This is a genomic window from Micrococcus sp. iso_229 (assembly GCF_058072725.1).
Genome location: NZ_CM176514.1, coordinates 1819446 through 1838632, shown reverse-complemented (window position 1 = coordinate 1838632; position 19187 = coordinate 1819446). Strand labels below are relative to the sequence as shown.

Annotated in this window: 22 protein-coding genes and 1 tRNA gene; 10 read left to right on the top strand and 13 right to left on the bottom strand. The window is 75.1% G+C overall.

Going from position 1 to position 19187, the window contains the following annotated elements:
* Nucleotides 1–6: 6 nt before the first annotated feature.
* The 9 genes from asd to mshD all read right to left on the bottom strand — a co-directional run bounded on the left by asd (nt 7) and on the right by mshD (nt 6905).
* Nucleotides 7–1179, bottom strand: coding sequence for an aspartate-semialdehyde dehydrogenase (gene asd / locus AC3RKA_RS08505; protein WP_489727114.1), 1173 nt, complete (start codon nt 1177–1179; stop codon nt 7–9).
* Nucleotides 1180–1189: 10 nt separating this feature from the next.
* Nucleotides 1190–1420, bottom strand: coding sequence for an NF038396 family protein (locus AC3RKA_RS08500; protein ID WP_002854749.1), 231 nt, complete (start codon nt 1418–1420; stop codon nt 1190–1192).
* 1 nt (nt 1421) lies between these two features.
* The gene (locus AC3RKA_RS08495) at nt 1422–1982 is read right to left on the bottom strand and encodes a dihydrofolate reductase (RefSeq protein WP_036334313.1); all 561 of its coding nucleotides are present in this window, start codon (nt 1980–1982) and stop codon (nt 1422–1424) included.
* A 22-nt stretch (nt 1983–2004) separates the two neighbouring features.
* Nucleotides 2005–2835, bottom strand: a complete 831-nt coding sequence (locus tag AC3RKA_RS08490) for a thymidylate synthase (RefSeq protein ID WP_063188680.1) — start codon at nt 2833–2835, stop codon at nt 2005–2007.
* A 1-nt stretch (nt 2836) separates the two neighbouring features.
* A complete protein-coding gene (locus tag AC3RKA_RS08485) occupies nt 2837–3217 on the bottom strand; it encodes a GntR family transcriptional regulator (protein ID WP_216879512.1) in 381 nt (126 codons plus the stop codon).
* A complete protein-coding gene (locus tag AC3RKA_RS08480; RefSeq protein ID WP_489727113.1) occupies nt 3210–4280 on the bottom strand; it encodes a hypothetical protein in 1071 nt (356 codons plus the stop codon). The genes AC3RKA_RS08485 and AC3RKA_RS08480 overlap by 8 nt, the downstream gene beginning before the upstream one ends.
* Nucleotides 4281–4371: 91 nt before the next feature.
* Nucleotides 4372–4728, bottom strand: a complete 357-nt coding sequence (locus tag AC3RKA_RS08475; protein WP_002854752.1) for a GNAT family N-acetyltransferase — start codon at nt 4726–4728, stop codon at nt 4372–4374.
* 75 nt (nt 4729–4803) lie between these two features.
* Nucleotides 4804–5814, bottom strand: a complete 1011-nt coding sequence (locus AC3RKA_RS08470; RefSeq protein WP_049161625.1) for an NUDIX hydrolase — start codon at nt 5812–5814, stop codon at nt 4804–4806.
* Nucleotides 5815–5951: 137 nt separating this feature from the next.
* On the bottom strand, nt 5952–6905 hold the full coding sequence (gene mshD / locus AC3RKA_RS08465; RefSeq protein WP_049161623.1) for a mycothiol synthase: 954 nt from the start codon (nt 6903–6905) through the stop codon (nt 5952–5954).
* A gap of 101 nt (nt 6906–7006) precedes the next feature.
* On the opposite strand from mshD, the gene AC3RKA_RS08460 reads away from it, so the two are divergent.
* The 3 genes from AC3RKA_RS08460 (at nt 7007) to ygfZ (ending at nt 9874) form a co-directional block, all read left to right on the top strand.
* Nucleotides 7007–7813 carry a hypothetical protein gene (locus tag AC3RKA_RS08460; RefSeq protein ID WP_223246442.1) on the top strand — a complete coding sequence of 269 codons (807 nt, stop codon included), beginning with the start codon at nt 7007–7009 and terminating at the stop codon, nt 7811–7813.
* Between the two features lie 187 nt (nt 7814–8000).
* Nucleotides 8001–8681 (top strand): nitrobindin family protein, encoded by a 681-nt coding sequence (locus AC3RKA_RS08455; RefSeq protein WP_049161620.1) that lies wholly within the window; start codon nt 8001–8003, stop codon nt 8679–8681.
* Complete coding sequence (gene ygfZ, locus AC3RKA_RS08450; RefSeq protein WP_489727112.1) at nt 8678–9874, top strand: CAF17-like 4Fe-4S cluster assembly/insertion protein YgfZ; 1197 nt, start codon at nt 8678–8680, stop codon at nt 9872–9874. The genes AC3RKA_RS08455 and ygfZ overlap by 4 nt, the downstream gene beginning before the upstream one ends.
* A 13-nt stretch (nt 9875–9887) precedes the next feature.
* Here ygfZ and AC3RKA_RS08445 read toward each other — a convergent pair whose 3' ends face one another.
* From AC3RKA_RS08445 to AC3RKA_RS08435, 3 genes are all read right to left on the bottom strand, one after another.
* Complete coding sequence (locus AC3RKA_RS08445; RefSeq protein ID WP_065573566.1) at nt 9888–10643, bottom strand: GNAT family N-acetyltransferase; 756 nt, start codon at nt 10641–10643, stop codon at nt 9888–9890.
* Nucleotides 10640–11671, bottom strand: coding sequence for a 6-phosphofructokinase (locus AC3RKA_RS08440; protein WP_049161616.1), 1032 nt, complete (start codon nt 11669–11671; stop codon nt 10640–10642). Before AC3RKA_RS08440 ends, AC3RKA_RS08445 begins: the two co-directional genes overlap by 4 nt.
* 88 nt (nt 11672–11759) lie before the next feature.
* Entirely contained in the window at nt 11760–12824 is a 1065-nt protein-coding gene (locus tag AC3RKA_RS08435) for a PspC domain-containing protein (protein ID WP_049161613.1), read from the bottom strand.
* Between the two features lie 96 nt (nt 12825–12920).
* On the opposite strand from AC3RKA_RS08435, the gene AC3RKA_RS08430 reads away from it, so the two are divergent.
* Nucleotides 12921–14180, top strand: a complete 1260-nt coding sequence (locus tag AC3RKA_RS08430) for an ATP-binding protein (RefSeq protein WP_002854768.1) — start codon at nt 12921–12923, stop codon at nt 14178–14180.
* Complete coding sequence (locus tag AC3RKA_RS08425; protein WP_049161611.1) at nt 14177–14875, top strand: LuxR C-terminal-related transcriptional regulator; 699 nt, start codon at nt 14177–14179, stop codon at nt 14873–14875. Before AC3RKA_RS08430 ends, AC3RKA_RS08425 begins: the two co-directional genes overlap by 4 nt.
* A 48-nt stretch (nt 14876–14923) precedes the next feature.
* Here AC3RKA_RS08425 and AC3RKA_RS08420 read toward each other — a convergent pair whose 3' ends face one another.
* On the bottom strand, nt 14924–16132 hold the full coding sequence (locus tag AC3RKA_RS08420) for a pyridoxal phosphate-dependent aminotransferase (RefSeq protein ID WP_049161610.1): 1209 nt from the start codon (nt 16130–16132) through the stop codon (nt 14924–14926).
* A 173-nt stretch (nt 16133–16305) separates the two neighbouring features.
* On the opposite strand from AC3RKA_RS08420, the gene AC3RKA_RS08415 reads away from it, so the two are divergent.
* The 5 genes from AC3RKA_RS08415 (at nt 16306) to rplA (ending at nt 19048) form a co-directional block, all read left to right on the top strand.
* Nucleotides 16306–16378, top strand: a tRNA-Trp gene (locus AC3RKA_RS08415).
* 80 nt (nt 16379–16458) lie between these two features.
* The gene (secE, locus tag AC3RKA_RS08410; RefSeq protein ID WP_002854774.1) at nt 16459–16710 is read left to right on the top strand and encodes a preprotein translocase subunit SecE; all 252 of its coding nucleotides are present in this window, start codon (nt 16459–16461) and stop codon (nt 16708–16710) included.
* Between the two features lie 104 nt (nt 16711–16814).
* The gene (nusG, locus tag AC3RKA_RS08405) at nt 16815–17699 is read left to right on the top strand and encodes a transcription termination/antitermination protein NusG (protein ID WP_049161607.1); all 885 of its coding nucleotides are present in this window, start codon (nt 16815–16817) and stop codon (nt 17697–17699) included.
* Nucleotides 17700–17831: 132 nt separating this feature from the next.
* A complete protein-coding gene (gene rplK, locus AC3RKA_RS08400; protein ID WP_002854778.1) occupies nt 17832–18263 on the top strand; it encodes a 50S ribosomal protein L11 in 432 nt (143 codons plus the stop codon).
* Nucleotides 18264–18340: 77 nt separating this feature from the next.
* Nucleotides 18341–19048: a 50S ribosomal protein L1 gene (gene rplA, locus AC3RKA_RS08395; protein ID WP_049161605.1), complete on the top strand. Its 708-nt coding sequence runs from the start codon at nt 18341–18343 to the stop codon at nt 19046–19048.
* Nucleotides 19049–19187: the final 139 nt, after the last annotated feature.

Sequence of the window (19187 nt, the reverse complement as noted above, 5' to 3'; positions counted from 1 at the left end):
CGCGGCTCAGAGGTTGCCGGTGGCGATCATCAGCATGCGGCGCACGGGCTCGGCCGCACCCCACAGCAGCTGGTCGCCGACGGTGAACGCGGAGAGGTACTCGGGACCCATGTTGAGCTTGCGCAGCCGGCCGACGGGGATCTGCAGGGTGCCGGTCGCGGCGATCGGGGTCAGGTCGGTGACCGTGGCCTCCTTGGTGTTCGGCACCACATGCACCCACTCGTTGTCCGCGGCGATGATCTGCTCGACCTCGTCCAACGGCACGTCCTGGGTGAGCTTGAGGGTGAGGGCCTGCGAGTGGGAGCGCATGGCGCCGATCCGCACGCACAGCGAGTCGAACGGGATCCGGTCCGCCCCGGTCAGCCCGAGCACCTTGTTGGTCTCGTCGTAGGCCTTGCGCTCCTCGCGGGAGACGCCGTCGCCCAGGTCGGAGTCGATCCAGGGGATCAGCGAGCCGCCCAGCGGCACGCCGAACTGCGTCGAGTCCAGGCCGCCGCGCTGCAGCTCGATCACCTTCCGGTCGATCTCGAGGATCGCCGACGCCGGATCGGCCAGCTCGGCGCGCACCGCGCCGCCCAGCTCCGCGTACTGGGTGAGCAGCTCGCGCATGTGCCGGGCGCCGCCGCCGGAGGCCGCCTGATAGGTCATGGCGGTGCCCCACTCGACCAGGCCCGCCTTGAACAGGCCCCCCAGGCCCATGAGCATGCAGGACACGGTGCAGTTGCCGCCGATGAAGTCCTTCGTCCCGTTCGCCAGGGCGGCGTCGATCACGTCGCGGTTCACGGGGTCCAGCGCGATCACGGAGGTGTCCGCCATGCGCAGGGTGGAGGCGGCGTCGATCCAGATGCCGTCCCAGCCGGCGGCGCGCAGCTTCGGGTACACGGCCTGCGTGTAGTCCCCGCCCTGCGCGGTGAGGATCACGGGCAGGGCCGTGAGCGCGTCCACGTCGTACGCGTCCTGGAGCACGCCCGGGTCGCCGGCCATGCCCTCGAGCACGGGCGCGGGGCCGCCGGCGTTGGACGTGGAGAAGAAGACCGGATGGACGCGGGCGAAGTCACCCTCCTCGACCATGCGCTGCAGGAGGACGGACCCCACCATGCCGCGCCAGCCGACCAGGCCCACGGTGGGCACGGCGGCCGCGTCGGGGGCGTTCACAGATGCGGGGGCAGCGGAAGTCATGCCCTCCAGGCTAGCGGTCCTGCTGCGCGCGCTTCCGCTTGTTCCACGCGATGAGACCGCCCACGGCGAACACCTGGGTCAGCACGAGCAGGAACACCAGGCCGGCGATGGTCTTGCCCTGCAGCACGAGGATCAGCCCGAACACGGCGCACACGAACGCCAGCACGGGCAGGGCGACGAGCGCGAGGAACGTGACCGCCTGCGGGGAGAGCAAACGCTGGTCGGAGTCGGTCGGGGCCATGTCAGTCGCGTTCCCATCGTTCGAAGCGGTGGCGCGGGCCGGAGGCGGAGTCCAGCCACGCGTCGGGGGCGGGGTCGACGGCGGTGCGCCGCCAGCGGGCGTCGAGCGGCGGGGCGTGCGTGTCGCCGTCGACGTCCGCGTCGATCACGGTCACCTCGGCGCGCGAGGCCACGTCGAGGGCCTGCTCGTACAGCGTCGCCCCGCCGATCACCCACACGGTGTCACAACCGTCGGCCTCGGCCGCGGCGGCCAGGGCCGCCCCGAAGTCCGGCACGACGACGGCGCCCGCGGCCCGCAGCTCCGCACCGGCCTCCTCGGTGGCCGTCAGGGTGCGGGAGACCACGATGTTCGTGCGCCCGGGCAGCGGGCGGAACCGCGCCGGGAACGACTCCCACGTGCGCCGGCCCATGATCACGGGGTGGCCGTGCGTGTGGGCCCGGAAGTGGGCGAGGTCCTCCGGGACGTGCCACGGCATGGTGCCGTCGCGGCCGATGACGCGCTCGGGGGTCTGGGCCCAGATCATGGCGATCACGGGCTCGGTGGGACGGGTGGCCCGGCTCATGGGGTCGCTGCGCATCCTCGGCTCAGACGGCGATCGGCGCCGTGATGGTGGGGTGGTGACGGTAGTCGAGGACCTCGAAGTCCTCGTAGTCATAGTCGAAGATCGACGCGGGGGTGCGCCGCAGCCGCAGCCGCGGGTACGGGTACGGCTCGCGGGAGAGCTGCTCGCGCACCTGCTCCTCGTGGTTCGCGTAGATGTGCACGTCCCCGCCGGTCCACACGAACTCGCCGGGAGTCAGCCCGGTCTGCTGCGCGACCATCACCGTGAGCAGCGCATACGAGGCGATGTTGAACGGCACGCCGAGGAACAGGTCCGCGGAGCGCTGGTAGAGCTGGCACGAGAGCTGCCCGGGGGCGCCGTCCTGACCGGGGGAGACGTAGAACTGGAACAGCGCGTGGCAGGGCGGCAGCGCCATCTCGTCCACCTCGGCTGGGTTCCACGCGGTGACGATGTGCCGGCGCGAGTCGGGGTTCGTCCGGATCTGCTCCACGACCTTGGCGATCTGGTCGATGTGGCCCCCGTCCGGGGTGGGCCATGAGCGCCACTGCACGCCGTAGACGGGGCCGAGCTCGCCGTCCTCGTCCGCCCACTCGTTCCAGATCCGCACGCCGCGCTCCTGGAGCCACCGCACGTTCGAGTCCCCGCGCAGGAACCACAGCAGCTCGAGCGCGACCGACTTGAAGTGCACGCGCTTGGTGGTGATCAGCGGGAAGGACTCGGCCAGGTCGAAGCGCAGTTGGCGGCCGAACACGCTGCGCGTGCCCGTGCCGGTCCGGTCCGTCTTGACGGCCCCGTGGGCCATCACGTCGGCGAGGAGGTCCTCGTAGGGGGTGGGGATGCTCACCCGGCCCACTCTAGCGATCCGAGCGGACGCGCTGAGCGTCGTCGACGGCCCGGCGCAGGCGGGCCGCATCCCAGCCCGCGGCCCGGGCCAGGGCCACGGCGCGCTCGACGGCGGCGCCCACCGCGGCGTCGTCCGGGGCGGGCGGGGCGTCGGCCACCACGGTGCCCTTGCCTCGCGCCGTGCGCACGACGCCGGCCGCCTCGAGCTCGCGGTAGGCGCGCACCACGGTGTTGGGGGCGATGCCGAGGTCGCCCGCGAGGGCCCGGACGGAGGGGAGGCGGGTGCCGGCGGGCAGTTCGCCGGCGGCGACGAGGTCTGCGATCCGCGCCCGGATCTGCTCGAAGGGCGGGACGGGAGAGCGGAGGTCAATCTCGACCGCGGGCTCAGCCACGGCCCGCCGCCACCGGTGTGTCGGGGCGCGGGACGGCGTCGTCGGCGCGCAGCGTCCGGAGGTCGCGGTAGGGCTTGAGCAGGGCCAGGACGAGGATCACCGCGACGGTGCCGCCCAGGAGCAGGGCCGTGGCGGGTGAGGCGGGGTCCAGCTCGCGCAGCCGGTCCACGAGCTCCGGTGTGCTGATCGCCCCGGCCTGCTGTGCCTCGAAGACCGCGGCGGCGGCGTCGGCGGCCGTGGCGCGTGCGGCGACCTCGAGGCGCCCGGCCACCGCAGCGAGGCCGATCCAGCACAGCTGGGCGACGCCGATGCGGACGGTGCGGTCCACGGCGACCCGACGCGCCGCCAGGTCCGCTGCGGGGCTCAGCCCGCTGAGCATGGGCCGGTGGTGCACGGCCACGACGACGGCGGCGCACGCGAGGACGACCGCCGCCGCGCCCAGGGCATACCACCCGGCGACGGCGGACCCGGCCGGGGCGCCGAGGAAGTCGGCGCCGAAGGGGACCGCGTCCGCTCCCACGTGCAGACGGTACCGGGCCCCCTGGACCCCGGGGCCGGTCATGACCGCCGCGGCGCCGGCGAGCGCGAACCCCAGGCCTGCGACGAGGAGGATCCGCAGGCGGACCGGGAACAGGTCGGGCCAGCGGCGGGCGACGAGGCCGGCCGTGCGGCGCGGCGCGGTGACGCGCGGCCACGTCACCTGGGCCAGGGCGGGAACGAGGACCAGCCACAACGCCGGCAGGAGGACGGCGAGGGCCGTGGCCGTGGCGTCCACGGGGGCGGCGTCGAGGGCCTCCGTGCTCCACCGCCCGGAGGCGGGGACGCCACCGGCCAGGTGCCATCCGCCCCGGGAGTCGCCGAGCCAGGCTCCGGCCAGTGGTGCGGGGCCTGCCCACACGCCGGTGGCCAGGACCGTCAGGGCGGAGGCGGCCGTGAGGTGGCCGCGGGCCGCGACCCCGGCGGCCGTCCAGCGGGAGCGGCGGCCCGTCCCGTAGAGGATCAGGCCGATGAGGAAGGTCAGGAGGCTGACGGTCCAGAGGACCTCGAGGGGCAGGGCGGGCATGGCGCGCTTCTTCCGACGGGGTGCGCGACGGCCGCGCACGGCCGCACTGTATCAGGCGGTTGATACGGCAGGGCAGGCCCCCTGCCCCCGGTCAGCCGTGGAACACCATGTCCTGGTACTCGGGGTAGCGGCGCAGGTAGTCCTCCACGTAGGAGCACTCGGGCACGATCCGGTCACCCTCTGCGCGCAGCCGGTCCAGGACCATGGTCACGAGGGCGCGGGCAAAGCCGCGGCGGCCGAACTGCTCGTCGATGATGGTGTGCTGCAGGCGCAGGACCACGGTGTCCTCGCCGTCCTCGCCGCGCACGGTCTCCTGGTCGTAGCCGAGGAACCCGATGAACGTCCCGTCCTGGCGCAGCTCGAAGCGCTGTCGGTCCGGGTCCCGGGTCACCGTGAGGCGCTCGTGGACGATCTTCTCGGGCTGGCTCTGGGCGGCGGTGTTCTCCATGACCCGAGCCTAGGGCCGGGGGCGGGCCTGCTCAACGGTGGCCCGGTCGTGTGGGCCGAGGCCGGTGCGGGCGGCTCAGTCGTCCCAGGGGTCGTAGACCTCGACGGCCACCACGTCGCCGTCGAGGTCGAGGGCGCGGTGCGCCACGAGCACGGCGCCGGGCCGCAGCCACGGATCCTCGGTCGGCAGGGCCCGCAGCACGCGGTCCGCCTGGCCGGCGGCCGCGTCCTCGACCACCTCGAACAGCGTCGGCAGCACCGGCCGGTGCGTGCACACGACCAGGGGCCGGGAGCGGCCCATGAGCTCGGCCATCACCTTGCGGGTCTTCTTGGGCTTCTCCCGGGCCGTGGTCTCCGTGAAGGCGCCCTTGGTCTTCAGCGGCAGCCTGCTGGACTTCACGAGCGGGGCCAGCGTCTCCACGCAGCGGCGCCACGGGGAGGAGACCAGCCGCTCCGGCCGCCAGGCCGCCACGAGGCCCTCGACGGCGAGCGCCTGCCGCCGGCCCGTCGCCGCCAGCGGACGCTCCTGCTCGGCGCGCGACCACGAGGAGCGGGGCTTGGCCTTGGCGTGGCGCAGCACCAGCAGCGGCACGGTCCGCAGGCGCCCCCGGGAGGCGGCACGCAGCAGCAGGTCGAGCGGTTCGCGATCCGAGTCGTTCGTCAGCAGCCGCCGGGCCTCGTCCGGACCGACCCAGCGGACCTCGTCCACCTCGTCGCCGTCGGGGCGGGCGCGCTGGCCGTCGACCTCGGCAGCCCAGTACCAGACCTCCTTGCTCCGACGGGCGCCCCGCTTGCCGGGCACCTCGTACTCGGTCACGCACAGCGGGATGCCCGGCCTCAGCTCGAGGCCGACCTCCTCGCGCAGCTCGCGCACCGCGCACTCCGGCAGCGTCTCACCCGGATCGAGCTTGCCCTTGGGCCACGACCAGTCGTCGTAGCGGGGCCGGTGGATCACCATCACCTCGAGGCCGCCGGGCACGCGGCGCCACGGCAGCATGCCGGCGGCCAGCACCTCGGCGCGGGGGCCTTCCGAGACGCGGTCCTCCGTGGACCAGCGGGCGACGCGGTCGGCGTGGGACGAGGGCATGGGGCGGGTTCCTCTCGGGTGCGGCGGCCGCGACGACTGCTGGGGCAGGACACGGGGCGTGGTCGGCCCCACGGGGGCCGGCCCCACCAGGATACGAGGCCGCCGGGATGTGCCCGGCCGGTCCCCGCCCGAGGGTCTCAGGGGCGGCGGTACTGGGCGTCGGCGGCGAACAGCTCGAAGCCGAGGGACGTGTAGAGCGCGACGGCGGCCGTGTTGTCCGCGTCCACGTACAGGTCCACGACGTCGACCCCCTGCTCCGCCATCCGGTGCAGCCCCGCCAGGGTCAGGGCCCGGCCGAGGCCGAGGCCCTGGGCCTCGGGGGAGACGCCCACGGCGTACACCTCCCCGACGCGCGGGCCGTCGGCTCCGACATCCGGCTCCACCTTCGTCCAGTGGAAGCCGAGCAGCCGCCCGTCCGCCTCGCGGGCGGCGAGCAGGAGGCCGTCGGGGTCGAACCAGTCCTCCGCCATGCGGTCCTCGAGGTCGGCGCGGGTCAGGCTGCCCTGTTCGGGGTGGTCCGCGAAGGCGGCGGCGTTCACGTCCAGCCAGGCCTGCTCGTCCTGGCCGGGGACGAAGCCGCGCAGGGCCACCCCGTCGGCGAGCCGCACCTCCGGCAGGGCGGCGAGCGCCGCGTGCGACAGGCGCATCCGGCGCAGCTCGCGGACGGGCTCGAGGCCGTGCCGCCGGGCGAGCCGGACCGCGCCCGGGAGCATGCCGTGGGCCCAGACGCTCGTGGTGTCCTCCCGCGCCAGGTCTCGGACCGCGGCGGCCGCGGCGTCGGCCAGGGCCGTCCCCCGGCCGGTGCGGCGTGCCGCCGGGTCGACGACGAGCTCGAGCACGGCCGCCGCGCCCTCGGGCACGAGCACGGCCGCCCCGTCGATCGCCCCGTCCGGACCCTGGGTGGCCCCCCACCAGAGCTGGCCGCCGCGGGCGAGCAGCACGCGCGTCTGGTCCGAGAGCGGGGGATGACCGTCCGCCGCCCCGGCGCGGTCGGCCAGGTCCAGGACGGCGGACGCCTGCTCCGGGCGCGGGGTGACGACGCGCGGCGTTTCGTCGGCGTCGGAGGTCGTGGGGGTGGGGTGTTCGGCCATGCCGGCCACCCTACGGAAGGAGGGCGGTGGCCCGCGAGGTGCGCCCCGCCGTCGCCCGCCCAGGGCCGAGCCGGTGCGCACCTGGCAGGATGGGGCAGGTGATGCGCTTGTCCATGGCCCTGAGTGCGGCCGTCGCCGCCCTCGTCCTGGGCGGTGCCGCGTTGCTGGGCCCGGTCCCCGCCGCCCTCGCCGCCGCCGTCGTGATCCTGGTCATCGCCTGGGGCTGGCCGCGGCAGATGGGGGCGCCCGCGCGCCTCTCGCTCAGCGTCACCCTGGCCGTCGCCGGAGCCGTCGCGGTGCTGCTCATGCTGCTGTGGCCGCCGCCCGAGGACGGGCGCAGCGGGGCCTGGACGCTCTTCGAACCGCTCGCCGTCGTCGTCGCCTGGAGCACCATGGCCTCGTTCGTCGTCCAGCTGGTGCGCGGGACCGGCCGGCCGCTGCGCCTCGAGTCCACCGTCGCCACGATGGGCGGTGCGTTCATGGCCGTCGTGACGGCGTGCTGGGTGGCCGTCTCACGCTGGAGCGACACCCCCGCGGTCGCCGGGCTGGTCATCACCCTGGCGGTCACGGTGGCCGCGGTCTCCCTCGTCGGCCTCACCCCGTGGATGCAGGGCCGGCCGGGAGTCCTGGCGCTCGTCGTCATCCCCCTCGGCACGGTGCTCGCGTGGCCCGTCTCCGCGCTGGCCGGCGTGGGCGCCCGGGACCGGCCGGCCGTCATGGCCGCGGCGCTCGCGGTGGCCGTGCTGGTGTCCCTGACCGCCACCACGGCACCGTCCTCGCGGCCGCGGCCCGAGGACCGGCCGGTGGGCACCACCCTGCGCCCGCGGCGGGCGGGCTACGCCCTCGCGTTGGCGCCCGTGGGGGCGGCCGGCGTCGTGGCGCACGTCATGGTGGGCTTCCTGGCCTGACAGGTCGGGCCCGCTCGGTAGGATGTCCCGCATGGATACCCTTCTTGCGCTCGAGATCTTCTTCCTGGCCCTCGTGGTCCTGGCCGGCCTGGGCATGGCCGCCGTCGCCGCGGTCGTCATCAGCGGCCTCTTCAAGGGCCAGCGCTGAGGACGCGCGGCCCGCTGGCGGGCCGCGCCGTGATCTGCCATGGCGACTGAACTCCCGTACGACCTCACCCCCGAGCTCGCCCCCCTGTCCTGGCTCATCGGCAGCTGGGAGGGCCAGGGCCGCCTCGGCGACGGCTCCGCCGACACCGAGATCTTCTACCAGCGGGTGGACTTCACCGAACACGGTCTGCCGTTCGTGGAGTACCGCGCGGAATCGTGGCTGTGCGAGGCGGACGGCACGCTGCTGCGTCCGCTGACCGTGGAGTCCGGCTTCTGGCAGGTGGACCGGGAGCGGCGCGACGGCGACGTCGGCCCCGGCATGCGCCCGGCGGACATCGTCCCCGCGTTCCGCTCCGCCGAGGACGTCGAGCGGCTGCGCGCCGGTGACGAGGGCTTCGGCCTGACCGCCACCATCACGCATCCGGGCTCGTTGTCCGAGCTGTACTACGGCCGCATCAAGGGCCCGCAGCTGCAGCTGGCCACGGACGCGATCCTGCGCGGCTCCGCCGCCGGCCCGTACCACCGGGCCACACGCATGGCCGGTCTCGTGAACGGGCAGCTGTTCTGGCGCTGGGACGTCGCGGACGCCGCGGGTGCCGAGCTCGAGGCGCACGCCTCCGCCATCCTGGACCGCATGCCGAGCGCGGCCGAGGGCCGGCTCGCCCCGGGGGCCGAGCGTCCTCGCGGCGCCGGCGGGCGGAAGCAGGGGGAGCAGTCGTGACGGCCTCCCGCAGCCCGCTGCTGGACCTGGCCGTGGCCGAGCCGCAGGGGCCGGCCGGCGGCGCCGTCGAGGGCCGCGGCCCGGACGCCGGCGTCGCCGCGCACTACGGTCGCCCCCTGCCCGAGCAGCGCGCCCTCGCCCGGGGCCGCGCCCTGGTCGACCTCTCCCACCGGGCCGTGCTCTCCGTGTCCGGCCCGGACCGGCTGAGCTGGCTGCACACGCTCGGCACGCAGCACGTCGAGACGCTGCCCCCCGGCACGAGCACCGAGATCCTCTTCCTCGACGTGCAGGGGCGGATCGAGCACGCCGCCCACCTCCTCGAGGACGGCGCAGCGGCCTGGCTCGTGACGGACCGCGAGGACGGCCCGGGCCTGGCCGCGTGGCTCACCTCGATGCGCTTCTCCCACGACGTCACGCTGCGGGACCACACCGGGGCGGTCGCCGTCGTGGGTGCCACCGCGCCCGTGCCCGGCTGGGAGGACCGCACCGTGTGGCTGGACCCGTGGCCCCGCGTCGGGGCGGGCGGCTGGGCCTACACGGCCGATCCGGATCCCGAGGCCCACCCGGGGGCGGATTGGGCCTGGCGCGAGTACCTCGTCACCCGGGCCGACCTCGAGGCCACCGCCCGCGCACTCGGCACGGGCGCGCTCGCGGGCTGGTCCCTGGCGGGCACGACGGCGGCTGAGGCGCTGCGCATCGAGGCCGGCCGCCCCCGCCGGGCCCTCGACGTGGACGACCGCGCGATCCCGCACGAGCTGGACCTGCTGCGCACCGCCGTGCACCTCGAGAAGGGCTGCTACCGCGGTCAGGAGACCGTGGCGCGCGTGCACAACCTGGGACGCCCGCCCCGCCGCCTCACCCGCCTGCTCCTGGACGGCTCCGTCCACGCGCTCCCCGAGCACGGTGCCCCCGTGATCCTCCGGCCGGCCGAGGGCACGCCCGAGGCCCGCGCCGCCGCCCGTCCGGTGGGGACGGTCACCGCTGCGGCCCAGCACCATGAGGCGGGTGCCGTCGCCCTGGCGCTGCTCAAGCGCACCGTGCCCGTGGACGCCGAGCTGCTGGTCCGCGAGGACGCTCCCGGCGAGGACGGTGTCGCCGAGGGCGGCTGGATCGCCGCGCGCCAGGAGCCGCTCGTGTCCCCGGACGCCGGGCAGGTCGTCGGCCGACCGCGCGGCGTGGGCCGCCTGCGCTGACCGACTCTCCCGCTCAGTCCAGTGCGAGCACGGTCCGCGTGCCCGCCGCCTCCAGCCCGACGGCGATCGCCACGTGGTGCGCGGCCGTGTGGCCCGCCGGCACCTCGGCGAACGGCAGCAGCCCCTCCAGCGCCGCCCTGTCCATCGCCACGGCCACCGCGTAGCGGCCGAGCCCACGACCGCGCAGCAGCGGTGGGGTGAGGGTGCCCAGCGAGGCCAGCACGCCGCCCGTCACGCGATACCCCGCGGCCGCCACCGGGGCCTCGATCGCCCGTCCCGCGCCGTCGTCGGGAACGAGCGCGGCCGAGGACTCCCAGGAGAGGACACCCGCCTCGGCCACGTCGTCCGCGGGGGCCTGCGCGGCCACGGCGTGGACGTGGGCGGGGTCGTCGGACACGGCGACGGTGCGCGAGGGGTCGGCCGGCGGCGGTTCCTCGGCCGCGTAGAGCGTGAACTCGCCGCGCGAGCGCACGGCCTCCCCGGCGGCCGCCCGCACCGCCGTCCGCAGCAGGGCCGACTCCACGCCCAGCGCCTCGGCGGGCACGCCGCGGCAGGCACGCGTGAACCACGCCGGCCCCGCCACGACGGTGGCCCAGGGCAGGGCGAGCACCTCCGCCTCGGCCACCCCCTGCCGGGCCACCTCGAGGCGGCGCGGCTCGGCGCCCGCCGCCGGGGCGTCGTCGGGCAGGAGCGCGGTGTCGTCGGGCAGGCCGAGCCGACGCGCCAGCCCCAGGGCCAGCACGCCGACGGAGGGGTGGTCGTGTCTCACCGGCCGAACAGGATCTTCGCCTCGTCGTAGCGGGAGACCGGCACCTGCTTGAGGCCCTTGAGGGCGGCGCTCATGGGGATGGAGATGATCTCCGTGCCGTTGGCCGCCACCATCTGTCCCCAGCGACGCTGGGCGACGAGGTCGACGGCGCCCATGCCGAAGCGCGTGGAGAGCACGCGGTCCGTGGCGGTGGGGGCGCCGCCGCGCTGGATGTGGCCCAGGATGGTGCTGCGCGTCTCGATGCCCGTCATCTCCTCGATCTCGCGGGTCACCCACTCGCCGATGCCGCCCAGACGCGGCCGGCCGGACGCCTCGACGCCGGCCTCGGCCAGCGGGTCGTCGTGGCCCTCGGGGATGAAGCCCTCCGCCACCACGACGAGCGGGGAGCGACCGCGGTCGTGGACCTGCTGCACCCATTCGGCGACCTGGGACATGGGGGTGCGGACCTCGGGGATGAGGATCGCGTGGGCGCCGGCGGCCATGCCCGAGTGCAGGGCGATCCAGCCGACGTGGCGGCCCATGACCTCGGCGACCATGCACCGGTGGTGGGACTCGCCCGTGGTGCGCAGCCGGTCCATGGCGTCCGTGGCGATCTGCACGGCCGTGTCGAAGCCGAACGTGTAGTCGGTGCCCTGCAGGTCGTTGTCGATCGTCTTGGGCACGCCCACGATCGGCAGACCGTCCGCGGCCAGGCGGTTCGCGCCGGCCAGGGTGCCCTCGCCGCCGATGGCGATGACGGCGTCGATGTCCAGCTCGCGCAGGTTGCGGAGCATGTTCTCCGGGCCGCCGCCCTCCGCGTCGTAGGGGTGCGTGCGCGAGGTGCCGAGGATGGTCCCGCCGGTGCGGGCCAGGCCGCGCACGCGGGAGCGGGGCAGGTCCTCGACGTCCTTCTCGATCAGGCCGGACCATCCGTTGCGGATGCCCACCATCTCCATGTCGTAGGACTTGATGCCGTGCAGGACGGCGGAGCGGATGACGGCGTTCAGGCCGGGGCAGTCGCCTCCGGAGGTGAGCATTCCGACGCGCATGGGGTCCTCTCGGGCGTTCTCGTGGGGGTCGGCACCACCCTAGGCGTGCCCGCCGCGTCGCGTCAGGGGACGGGCGACGGGCGGCGGGTCAGCCGAGGGCCACGAGGACGGCGACCTGGAGGGCCGTCGCACCCACGAGGATGCCGCTCGCCGGGCCGAGGGTGCCGGGACGACGGCCGCTGAGCAGAGCGCCCAGCATGACGGGGGCGATCACCGCGAGCGCGGCCACGAGCATCGGCACGGCCAGCAGCGTGGGGGTCGGACCGACGCCGAGCAGCAGGCTTGTCCCGAGGGCGGCGAGCGCGGCGAGGACGGCCCCGGCGTAGGCGGCGGCCTGCGCGATCGGCCCGAGGCGCGGCTTCGCGGCCGTGGCTGCGGACCCCGAGCCGGTCGGGGCGGTGGCCGCCCGCGGGGCCTCGTCGGCCAGGCGCGCCGCGGCCCGCCGCTCGCGGGAGTGGAGGTGGTCGCGCCACGTGCCGGTCGCGGGGTCGATCCATTCGGGGCGGAAGCCGTGCGGGTCGGCGACCTCGGCTGCCCGCTCGCCCGGACCTCCGCCGACGTACCAGGCCGGGCGCGGCACGGCGTGGGTGGGCTGCTCGGCGTCGGGGGCCCGGCCCGGGGCCACGCGGGCCTGCGCCCGGCCGTCCCAACGGGTCACGAGCCACCAGACGAGCACGGCCAGCGCACCCAGGCCCACCAGGGAGCCGGGGCCGCCCACGGCCGGGGCGATGAGGGTGAACCCGGCGCCGAGCAGCAGGTTGAGGGCGCCGATCGCCCCGATCACGCCGATGGCCACGGTGGCGTCCTGCCACTCCCCGCGGCGCAGGCGGCCGAACTGCACACGTCCGTCGGCGTCGGGGAGCACGGCCCAGGCGGCCGCGTAGGCCAGCAGGCCCAGGCCCGCGGAGACCATGCACACGGCGACGAACACGCCGCGGGCGAGCAGCGGGTCGATGCGGTAGCGCTCGGCCACGCCGCCGAGCACCCCGCCGACCCACGAGGCCGGCGAGCGGCGCACGCCCCAGCCCAGGACGGCGCGGCGCAGCCAGCCCGGCAGGGCGTCCAGCCCGTCGGGGCCGGTCTCGCCCGCGGCGGCTCCGTCGGGGGCGACGTGGGGGCCGGGGCCGGTGAACGGGTCGTGTGTGCTCGTCATGTCTCCATCCTCGTCCGCCCGCGGCCCCCGCCCATCCGGGAACTCCCGGAATCCTCCCCGGATGTGCCGCACCGTCCGACGCGGCAGGATGGGGGCATGCCCACCCCGTCCGCGCCCGCGCAGGCCCCGCGTCCGCCGTTGATGCGGCACGGGGCCGACCGCCCGGTGTCCGGCGTCGCCGCGGGGCTCGCCCGGCATCTCGGGGTGCCCGTCGGCCGCGTCCGCGCGGCCCTGGCGCTGCTGAGCCTGGTGGGGGGCGCGGGCCTGGCCCTGTACGTGTGGCTCTGGCTGCTCATGCCGGAGGAGGGCCCGGACGGCGCTCCCGCCGCCGACGCCCCCACCCTCCGTGGTCGCGCCCCCGAGGTGCTCGAGCGGGTGCGCGAGGGCGGCTGGCCGGTCCTGTTGGCCGCCGTGGTGCTCGGCGTGGGCGTGCTGACCGTCGCGGACGGCCTCGGCCTCGCCGTCGACTGGGCGCTCGTGGGCCCGGTGGCCGTCCTCGTGATCGGCCTCGGCCTGGCCTGGATGCAGCTCGACCTGGCGGGCGGGCCCCGGGCCGGGCGGAGCGGACGACTGGTCCGCCTCGTGCTCGGTACGGCCCTCGTGCTGCTGGCGGTGCTGTCCATCGTCCTGGGCGCCGTGAGCTCGGGCGAGCTGTGGCGGGCCCTGCTGGCCGCCGTCGCGATGCTCGCCGGCGCGGCGCTGGTGGCCATGCCCTACGTCCTGGCCTGGCTGCGCCGACGCGACGCGGAGCGGACCGCGTTCGCGGTGCAGGCCCAGCGCGCCGAGATCGCGGCGCACCTGCACGACTCGGTGCTGCAGTCCCTCGCCCTCATCCAGCGGCGCGCCCATGACGCGGACGCGGTGGCCCGGGTGGCCCGCGCCCAGGAGCGTGAGCTGCGTCAGTTCCTCGCCCTGGACTCCCGTGGCGGCCCGCGCTCCCTGGCGGAGGCGCTCGAAGAGCACGCCGCCGCGGTCGAGGACGCGCACGGGTCCCGGGTGGAGGTCGTGGCCGTGGGCCGGGCCGCGGGGGCGTGGCTCGAGCCGCTCGCGGCCGCGGCACGCGAGGCCATGCAGAACGCGGCCCGGCACGCCGGCGACGCGCAGGTCTTCGCGGAGGCCGGCGAGGACGACCACGGCCGCACCGTCGCGGAGGTGTTCGTCCGGGACCGCGGCCCCGGCTTCGACCTGCACACGGTCCCGGCCGACCGGCTCGGCGTGCGGGAGTCGATCCTCGGCCGCATGGAGCGTGCCGGCGGGGCCGCCCGCATCCGGTCCGGCCCGGGCGGCACCGAGGTCCACCTGACGCTGACCGAGCCCGAGGGAGCGCGAGCGCGCACCGGACAGGAGCACCCATGACCGACCCCGCCCCGCGCACGGCCGTCATCGTGGACGACCACGCGATCTTCCGCTCCGGCCTGCGCGCCGACCTGGACCCGGACCGACTGGCCATCGTCGGCGAGGCCGGGGACGTGGACGAGGCCGTCCGCACCGTGCTGGAGCTGGCGCCGGATGTGGTGCTGCTGGACGTGCACCTGCCCGGCGGGGCCGGCGGCGGGGGAGCGGAGGTGGCCGAACGCGTCCTCGCGCGCCGACCCGCGCAGCGGTTCCTGGCCCTGTCCGTCTCGGACGCGGCCGAGGACGTCGTCGCCGTGATCCGTGCGGGGGCCCGCGGCTACATCACCAAGACGGCCTCCGGCGCGGAGGTGGCGGACGCGGCGGTCCGCGTGGCCGACGGCGATGCCGTGTTCTCGCCCCGACTGGCCGGGTTCGTCCTCGACGCCTTCCGCGGCACGGCGCCCGCGCCCCCGCCCGTCCCCGCCGCGGCGACGAGCGGGGCTGCGGCCCCCGACGAGGACCTCGACCGGCTCTCGGCACGGGAGCGGGAGGTCATGCGGCTGATCGCCCGCGGCTACACCTACCGGGAGGCCGGGGCGGAGCTGTTCATCTCGGACCGCACGGTCGAGACCCACGTGTCCTCCGTGCTGCGCAAGCTCCAGCTCTCCAACCGCCACGAGCTGACCCGCTGGGCCGCGCGCCGCGGATACGCCTGAGCCCCGCGGCACGCGGCGTCGCGGGGCTCAGGGGCGGGGTTGTGCGGCTCAGGCGCTGAGCAGGGCGCGGATGCGCTCGACGCCCTCGGCGAGGTCCGCATCGCCCAGCGCGTAGGACAGTCGCAGATAGCCGGACGGGCCGAACGCCTCGCCCGGGACCACGGCGACCTCCGCCTCGTCGAGGATGAAGGCGGCCAGCTCGGCCGACGTCGTGGGGGTGACGCCGCCGCGGTAGGTCTTCCCGAGCGCCTCCCGCACGTCCACGTACGCGTAGAACGCGCCCTGCGGGGTGGGGCAGTGGAAGCCCGGCACGGCGTTCATGGCCTCGACCATGGCCCGGCGCCGGCGGTCGAACGCCGTCTTCATCTCCGCCACGGCGTCCAACGGGCCGGCGACGGCGGCCAGCGCGGCCCGCTGCGACACGTTGGCCACGTTCGAGGTGGCGTGGGACTGCAGGTTCGTGGCGGCCTTGACCACGTCCAGCGGGCCGGCCATCCAGCCGACGCGCCAGCCCGTCATGGCGTAGGTCTTGGCGACGCCGTTGAGGATCACGGACTGCTCCGCCAGCTCGGGCACGGCGCGGACGATCGAGGTGAACGGCATGCCGTCGTAGGTCAGGTGCTCGTAGATCTCGTCGGTGACCACCCACAGCCCCCGCTCCCCTGCCCACTGGCCGATCGCCGCCGTCTCCTCGGGGGAGTACACGGCGCCGGTGGGGTTGGAGGGGGAGACGAACAGGAGCACCTTGGTGCGGTCCGTGACAGCCCCGTCGAGCTGGTCCACGGTGACCTTGTAGCCCTGCTCGGGGCCGGCGAACACCTCCACCGGCACGCCGCCGGCCAGGCGGATCGCCTCCGGGTAGGTGGTCCAGTAGGGGGCGGGGACGAGCACCTCGTCCTGCGGGTCCAGCAGGGCGGCGAAGGCGTTGTACACGGCCTGCTTCCCGCCGTTGGTCACGAGCACCTGGGCGGCCTCGAGGGACACGCCGGAGTCGCGCAGCGTCTTGGCCGCGATCGCCTCGCGCAGCTCGGGCAGGCCGGCGGCGGGGGAGTAGCGGTGGTTCTTCGGGTCCCGGGCCGCGGCGACGGCGGCCTCCACGACGTAGTCCGGGGTGGGGAAGTCGGGCTCGCCGGCGCCGAAGCCGATCACCGGGCGCCCGGCGGCCTTGAGCTCCTTGGCGCGGGCGTCGACGGCGAGGGTGGCGGAGGGCGCGATGGCGGACAGACGGGCGGAGACGCGGCGGGCGGGCGCGGCCATGGGGACCTTCTTCGAGCTCGACGGGGAGGGCGGGGCGGAGCGGGACTCCGTCCTGCCAGGGTACTGACTGCCCGGGGCCCGTTCGACTCCCGCCGCCCGATGGCGTATCCTGGATCTCCGGTACCGCGATCACGGTCGAGCCCGCGAGGGTTCGGCTGGCTCCGTCGGTCCGAAGGGTAGTGGCGCAATTGGTAGCGCAGCGGTCTCCAAAACCGCAGGTTGCAGGTTCGAGTCCTGTCTGCCCTGCTCGATGCCGGGCCTCGTGCTCGGCATCGGACGTGTAGAAAGCGATTCGGCGATCCGACGAGTGAGGCCACGTGACTGAGATGGCGGCGAACGGCGGGGGGCCCACCCCCACGCCGAGCAGGCAGCGTCGCGGGCTGTTCGCGCGGATCGCGCTGTTCCTGCGCCAGGTGGTGGACGAGCTCCGCAAGGTCGTCACCCCCACGAGCGAGGAGCTGCTGCGCACGACCGGAGTGGTGCTCGCCTTCGTGGCGTTCATGATCCTGCTGGTCATGGGGCTGGACTGGGTGTTCGGCACCGTGGCGGGTCTCCTGTTCGGCGCCGGCGGCCTCTGAGCCCGGCGCGGACGGTCCCGACGTCGCAGGACGCGTCCCCCGCACGCCCGTGAGGGCCCTCCCCGACGGCAGGGCCCGCCGTCCGTCAGCAGAAAGCAGGAACCGTGTCCGAGCAGGAACTGGATCGTCAGCCCGCCGAGGAGTCCGTCCCGATGTCGGAGGACGCCGTGGCCGAGGAGACCGCCGAGACCGCGCAGGACGCCGGGACGCCCGTCGAGGACGCCCTGGACGAGGCCGCCGGCAGCGGTGACGAGACCGCCGAGGCCACCGTGCAGGAGGCCGACCTGGCCGTCGCCGAGGGCGAGGACGCGCCGACCCCCGTCGAGGAGCAGGCCGACGACGAGCCCGTCGTGGACCCCGCCGAGGAGCTGCGCACCCGCCTGCGCCGCCAGCCCGGCGACTGGTACGTGGTCCACACCTACGCCGGCTACGAGAAGCGCGTGAAGACGAACCTCGAGGCCCGCATCCTGACCCAGGACATGGAGGACTCGATCTACGAGATCGAGGTCCCCATGGAGGAGGTCGTGGAGATCAAGAACACCACGCGCAAGATCGTCTCGCGCGTGCGCATCCCGGGCTACGTGCTCGTCCGCATGGACCTCGACGACGCCTCGTGGGGCGTCGTGCGGCACACCCCGGGCGTCACGGGCTTCGTGGGCAACGACGCCCACCACCCGCAGCCGCTCAGCCTGGACGAGGTGTACGACATGCTCGCCCCGTCCGTGATCCAGGAGGCCGCCCGCGCCGCCGAGAAGGCCGGCCTTGCCGTCCCCGCCTCGGCCGAGTCCGGTGCGCCCGCCGCCCCCGCGATCCACGTGGACTTCGAGGTCGGCGAGTCGGTCACCGTCAACGACGGCCCGTTCGAGACCCTCCCGGCCACGATCTCCGAGATCAAGCCGGAGGCCCAGCAGCTCGTGGTGCTCGTCTCGATCTTCGAGCGCGAGACCCCCGTGACGCTGTCCTTCAACCAGGTGACCAAGGCCATCTGAGGACACCCGACGCTTCCGCACCGGGTCGGCCGCCTGCCGGCCCGGACGCGGCACCGGCCGCCGCGCCACGGCGGCCACCGCCCCCGGTGCGCTCCTGCGCCGAGGGTCCCCCAGTGAGAGAAGGATCCACTCATGGCTCCCAAGAAGAAGGTCACCGGTCTGATCAAGCTTCAGATCCAGGCCGGCGCCGCCAACCCGGCCCCGCCCATCGGCCCCGCCCTGGGTCAGCACGGCGTGAACATCATGGAGTTCTGCAAGGCGTACAACGCCGCCACCGAGTCGCAGCGCGGCAACGTGATCCCGGTCGAGATCACCGTGTACGAGGACCGCTCGTTCACCTTCGTGACCAAGACCCCGCCGGCCGCCGAGCTCATCAAGAAGGCCGCCGGCGTCGCCAAGGGCTCCGCCACCCCGCACACGGCCAAGGTCGGCACGCTGACCCAGGCCCAGTGCGAGGAGATCGCCCAGACCAAGATGGAGGACCTGAACGCCAACGACGTGCAGGCCGCCGCCAAGATCATCGCGGGCACCGCCCGCTCGATGGGCATCACCGTCGAGGGCTGACGCCCACCCCCACCCCCTTCCAGTGGCAGGGCCGAGCGCGGTCCGCAGACCACGACTGCACAAGGAGAAGAACGCAGATGGCACAGCGCAGCAAGGCATACAAGGCGGCCAAGGCCGCGATCGGCGAGGATCTGTACTCGCCGGTGGAGGCGATCCGCCTCGCCAAGGAGACCAACCCCTCCAAGACCGACGCCACCGTGGAGGTGGCCCTCCGCCTCTCGGTCGACCCCCGCAAGGCCGACCAGATGGTCCGCGGCTCCGTGAGCCTGCCCCACGGCACCGGCAAGACCGCCCGCGTCGTCGTGTTCGCCACCGGTGACCGCGCCGAGGCCGCCCGCGCCGCCGGCGCGGACGTCGTGGGCGACGACGACCTGATCGCCCGGATCGCCGAGGGCTGGGTGGACTTCGACGCCGCCGTGGCCTCCCCGGAGCTCATGGGCAAGGTCGGCCGTCTGGGCAAGGTGCTCGGCCCCCGCAACCTGATGCCGAACCCCAAGACCGGCACCGTGACCCCGGACGTGGCCAAGGCCGTGGCCGACATCAAGGGCGGCAAGATCGACTTCCGCGTCGACAAGCACTCCAACCTGCACTTCATCATCGGCAAGACCTCCTTCGAGGCCAAGGCCCTGGTGGAGAACTACGCCGCGGCCCTCGAGGAGGTCCTTCGTCTGAAGCCGTCCTCCTCCAAGGGCCGCTACATCTCCAAGGCCACCGTGGCCACCACCTTCGGCCCGGGCGTGCCCATGGACCCGAACGTGACCTCGGTGGACTCCTCGGAGCTCTGAGCCACGCGGCCCCGGTGACCGGGGCCCACGACGCCGGCCGGTCGTCCCCGCAGCGGGGGCGGCCGGCCGACGTCGTCCCGGGTCGATTTTGCGGGCCCGCCCCGGACGTGTACGCTGGTGCCTACCGAAGACCGCCGGT

Coding starts and splice junctions, on each gene's coding strand:
- asd (WP_489727114.1), bottom strand. CDS start 1,179: ATGACTTCCGCTGCCCCCGCATCTGTGAACGCCCCCGACGCGGCCGCC.
- AC3RKA_RS08495 (WP_036334313.1), bottom strand. CDS start 1,982: ATGAGCCGGGCCACCCGTCCCACCGAGCCCGTGATCGCCATGATCTGG.
- AC3RKA_RS08460 (WP_223246442.1), top strand. CDS start 7,007: ATGCGCTTGTCCATGGCCCTGAGTGCGGCCGTCGCCGCCCTCGTCCTG.
- AC3RKA_RS08435 (WP_049161613.1), bottom strand. CDS start 12,824: ATGACGAGCACACACGACCCGTTCACCGGCCCCGGCCCCCACGTCGCC.
- AC3RKA_RS08475 (WP_002854752.1), bottom strand. CDS start 4,728: ATGGAGAACACCGCCGCCCAGAGCCAGCCCGAGAAGATCGTCCACGAG.
- AC3RKA_RS08425 (WP_049161611.1), top strand. CDS start 14,177: ATGACCGACCCCGCCCCGCGCACGGCCGTCATCGTGGACGACCACGCG.
- AC3RKA_RS08500 (WP_002854749.1), bottom strand. CDS start 1,420: ATGGCCCCGACCGACTCCGACCAGCGTTTGCTCTCCCCGCAGGCGGTC.
- AC3RKA_RS08420 (WP_049161610.1), bottom strand. CDS start 16,132: ATGGCCGCGCCCGCCCGCCGCGTCTCCGCCCGTCTGTCCGCCATCGCG.
- secE (WP_002854774.1), top strand. CDS start 16,459: ATGGCGGCGAACGGCGGGGGGCCCACCCCCACGCCGAGCAGGCAGCGT.
- AC3RKA_RS08470 (WP_049161625.1), bottom strand. CDS start 5,814: ATGCCCTCGTCCCACGCCGACCGCGTCGCCCGCTGGTCCACGGAGGAC.
- rplA (WP_049161605.1), top strand. CDS start 18,341: ATGGCACAGCGCAGCAAGGCATACAAGGCGGCCAAGGCCGCGATCGGC.
- AC3RKA_RS08430 (WP_002854768.1), top strand. CDS start 12,921: ATGCCCACCCCGTCCGCGCCCGCGCAGGCCCCGCGTCCGCCGTTGATG.
- AC3RKA_RS08455 (WP_049161620.1), top strand. CDS start 8,001: ATGGCGACTGAACTCCCGTACGACCTCACCCCCGAGCTCGCCCCCCTG.
- AC3RKA_RS08480 (WP_489727113.1), bottom strand. CDS start 4,280: ATGCCCGCCCTGCCCCTCGAGGTCCTCTGGACCGTCAGCCTCCTGACC.
- mshD (WP_049161623.1), bottom strand. CDS start 6,905: ATGGCCGAACACCCCACCCCCACGACCTCCGACGCCGACGAAACGCCG.
- AC3RKA_RS08440 (WP_049161616.1), bottom strand. CDS start 11,671: ATGCGCGTCGGAATGCTCACCTCCGGAGGCGACTGCCCCGGCCTGAAC.
- rplK (WP_002854778.1), top strand. CDS start 17,832: ATGGCTCCCAAGAAGAAGGTCACCGGTCTGATCAAGCTTCAGATCCAG.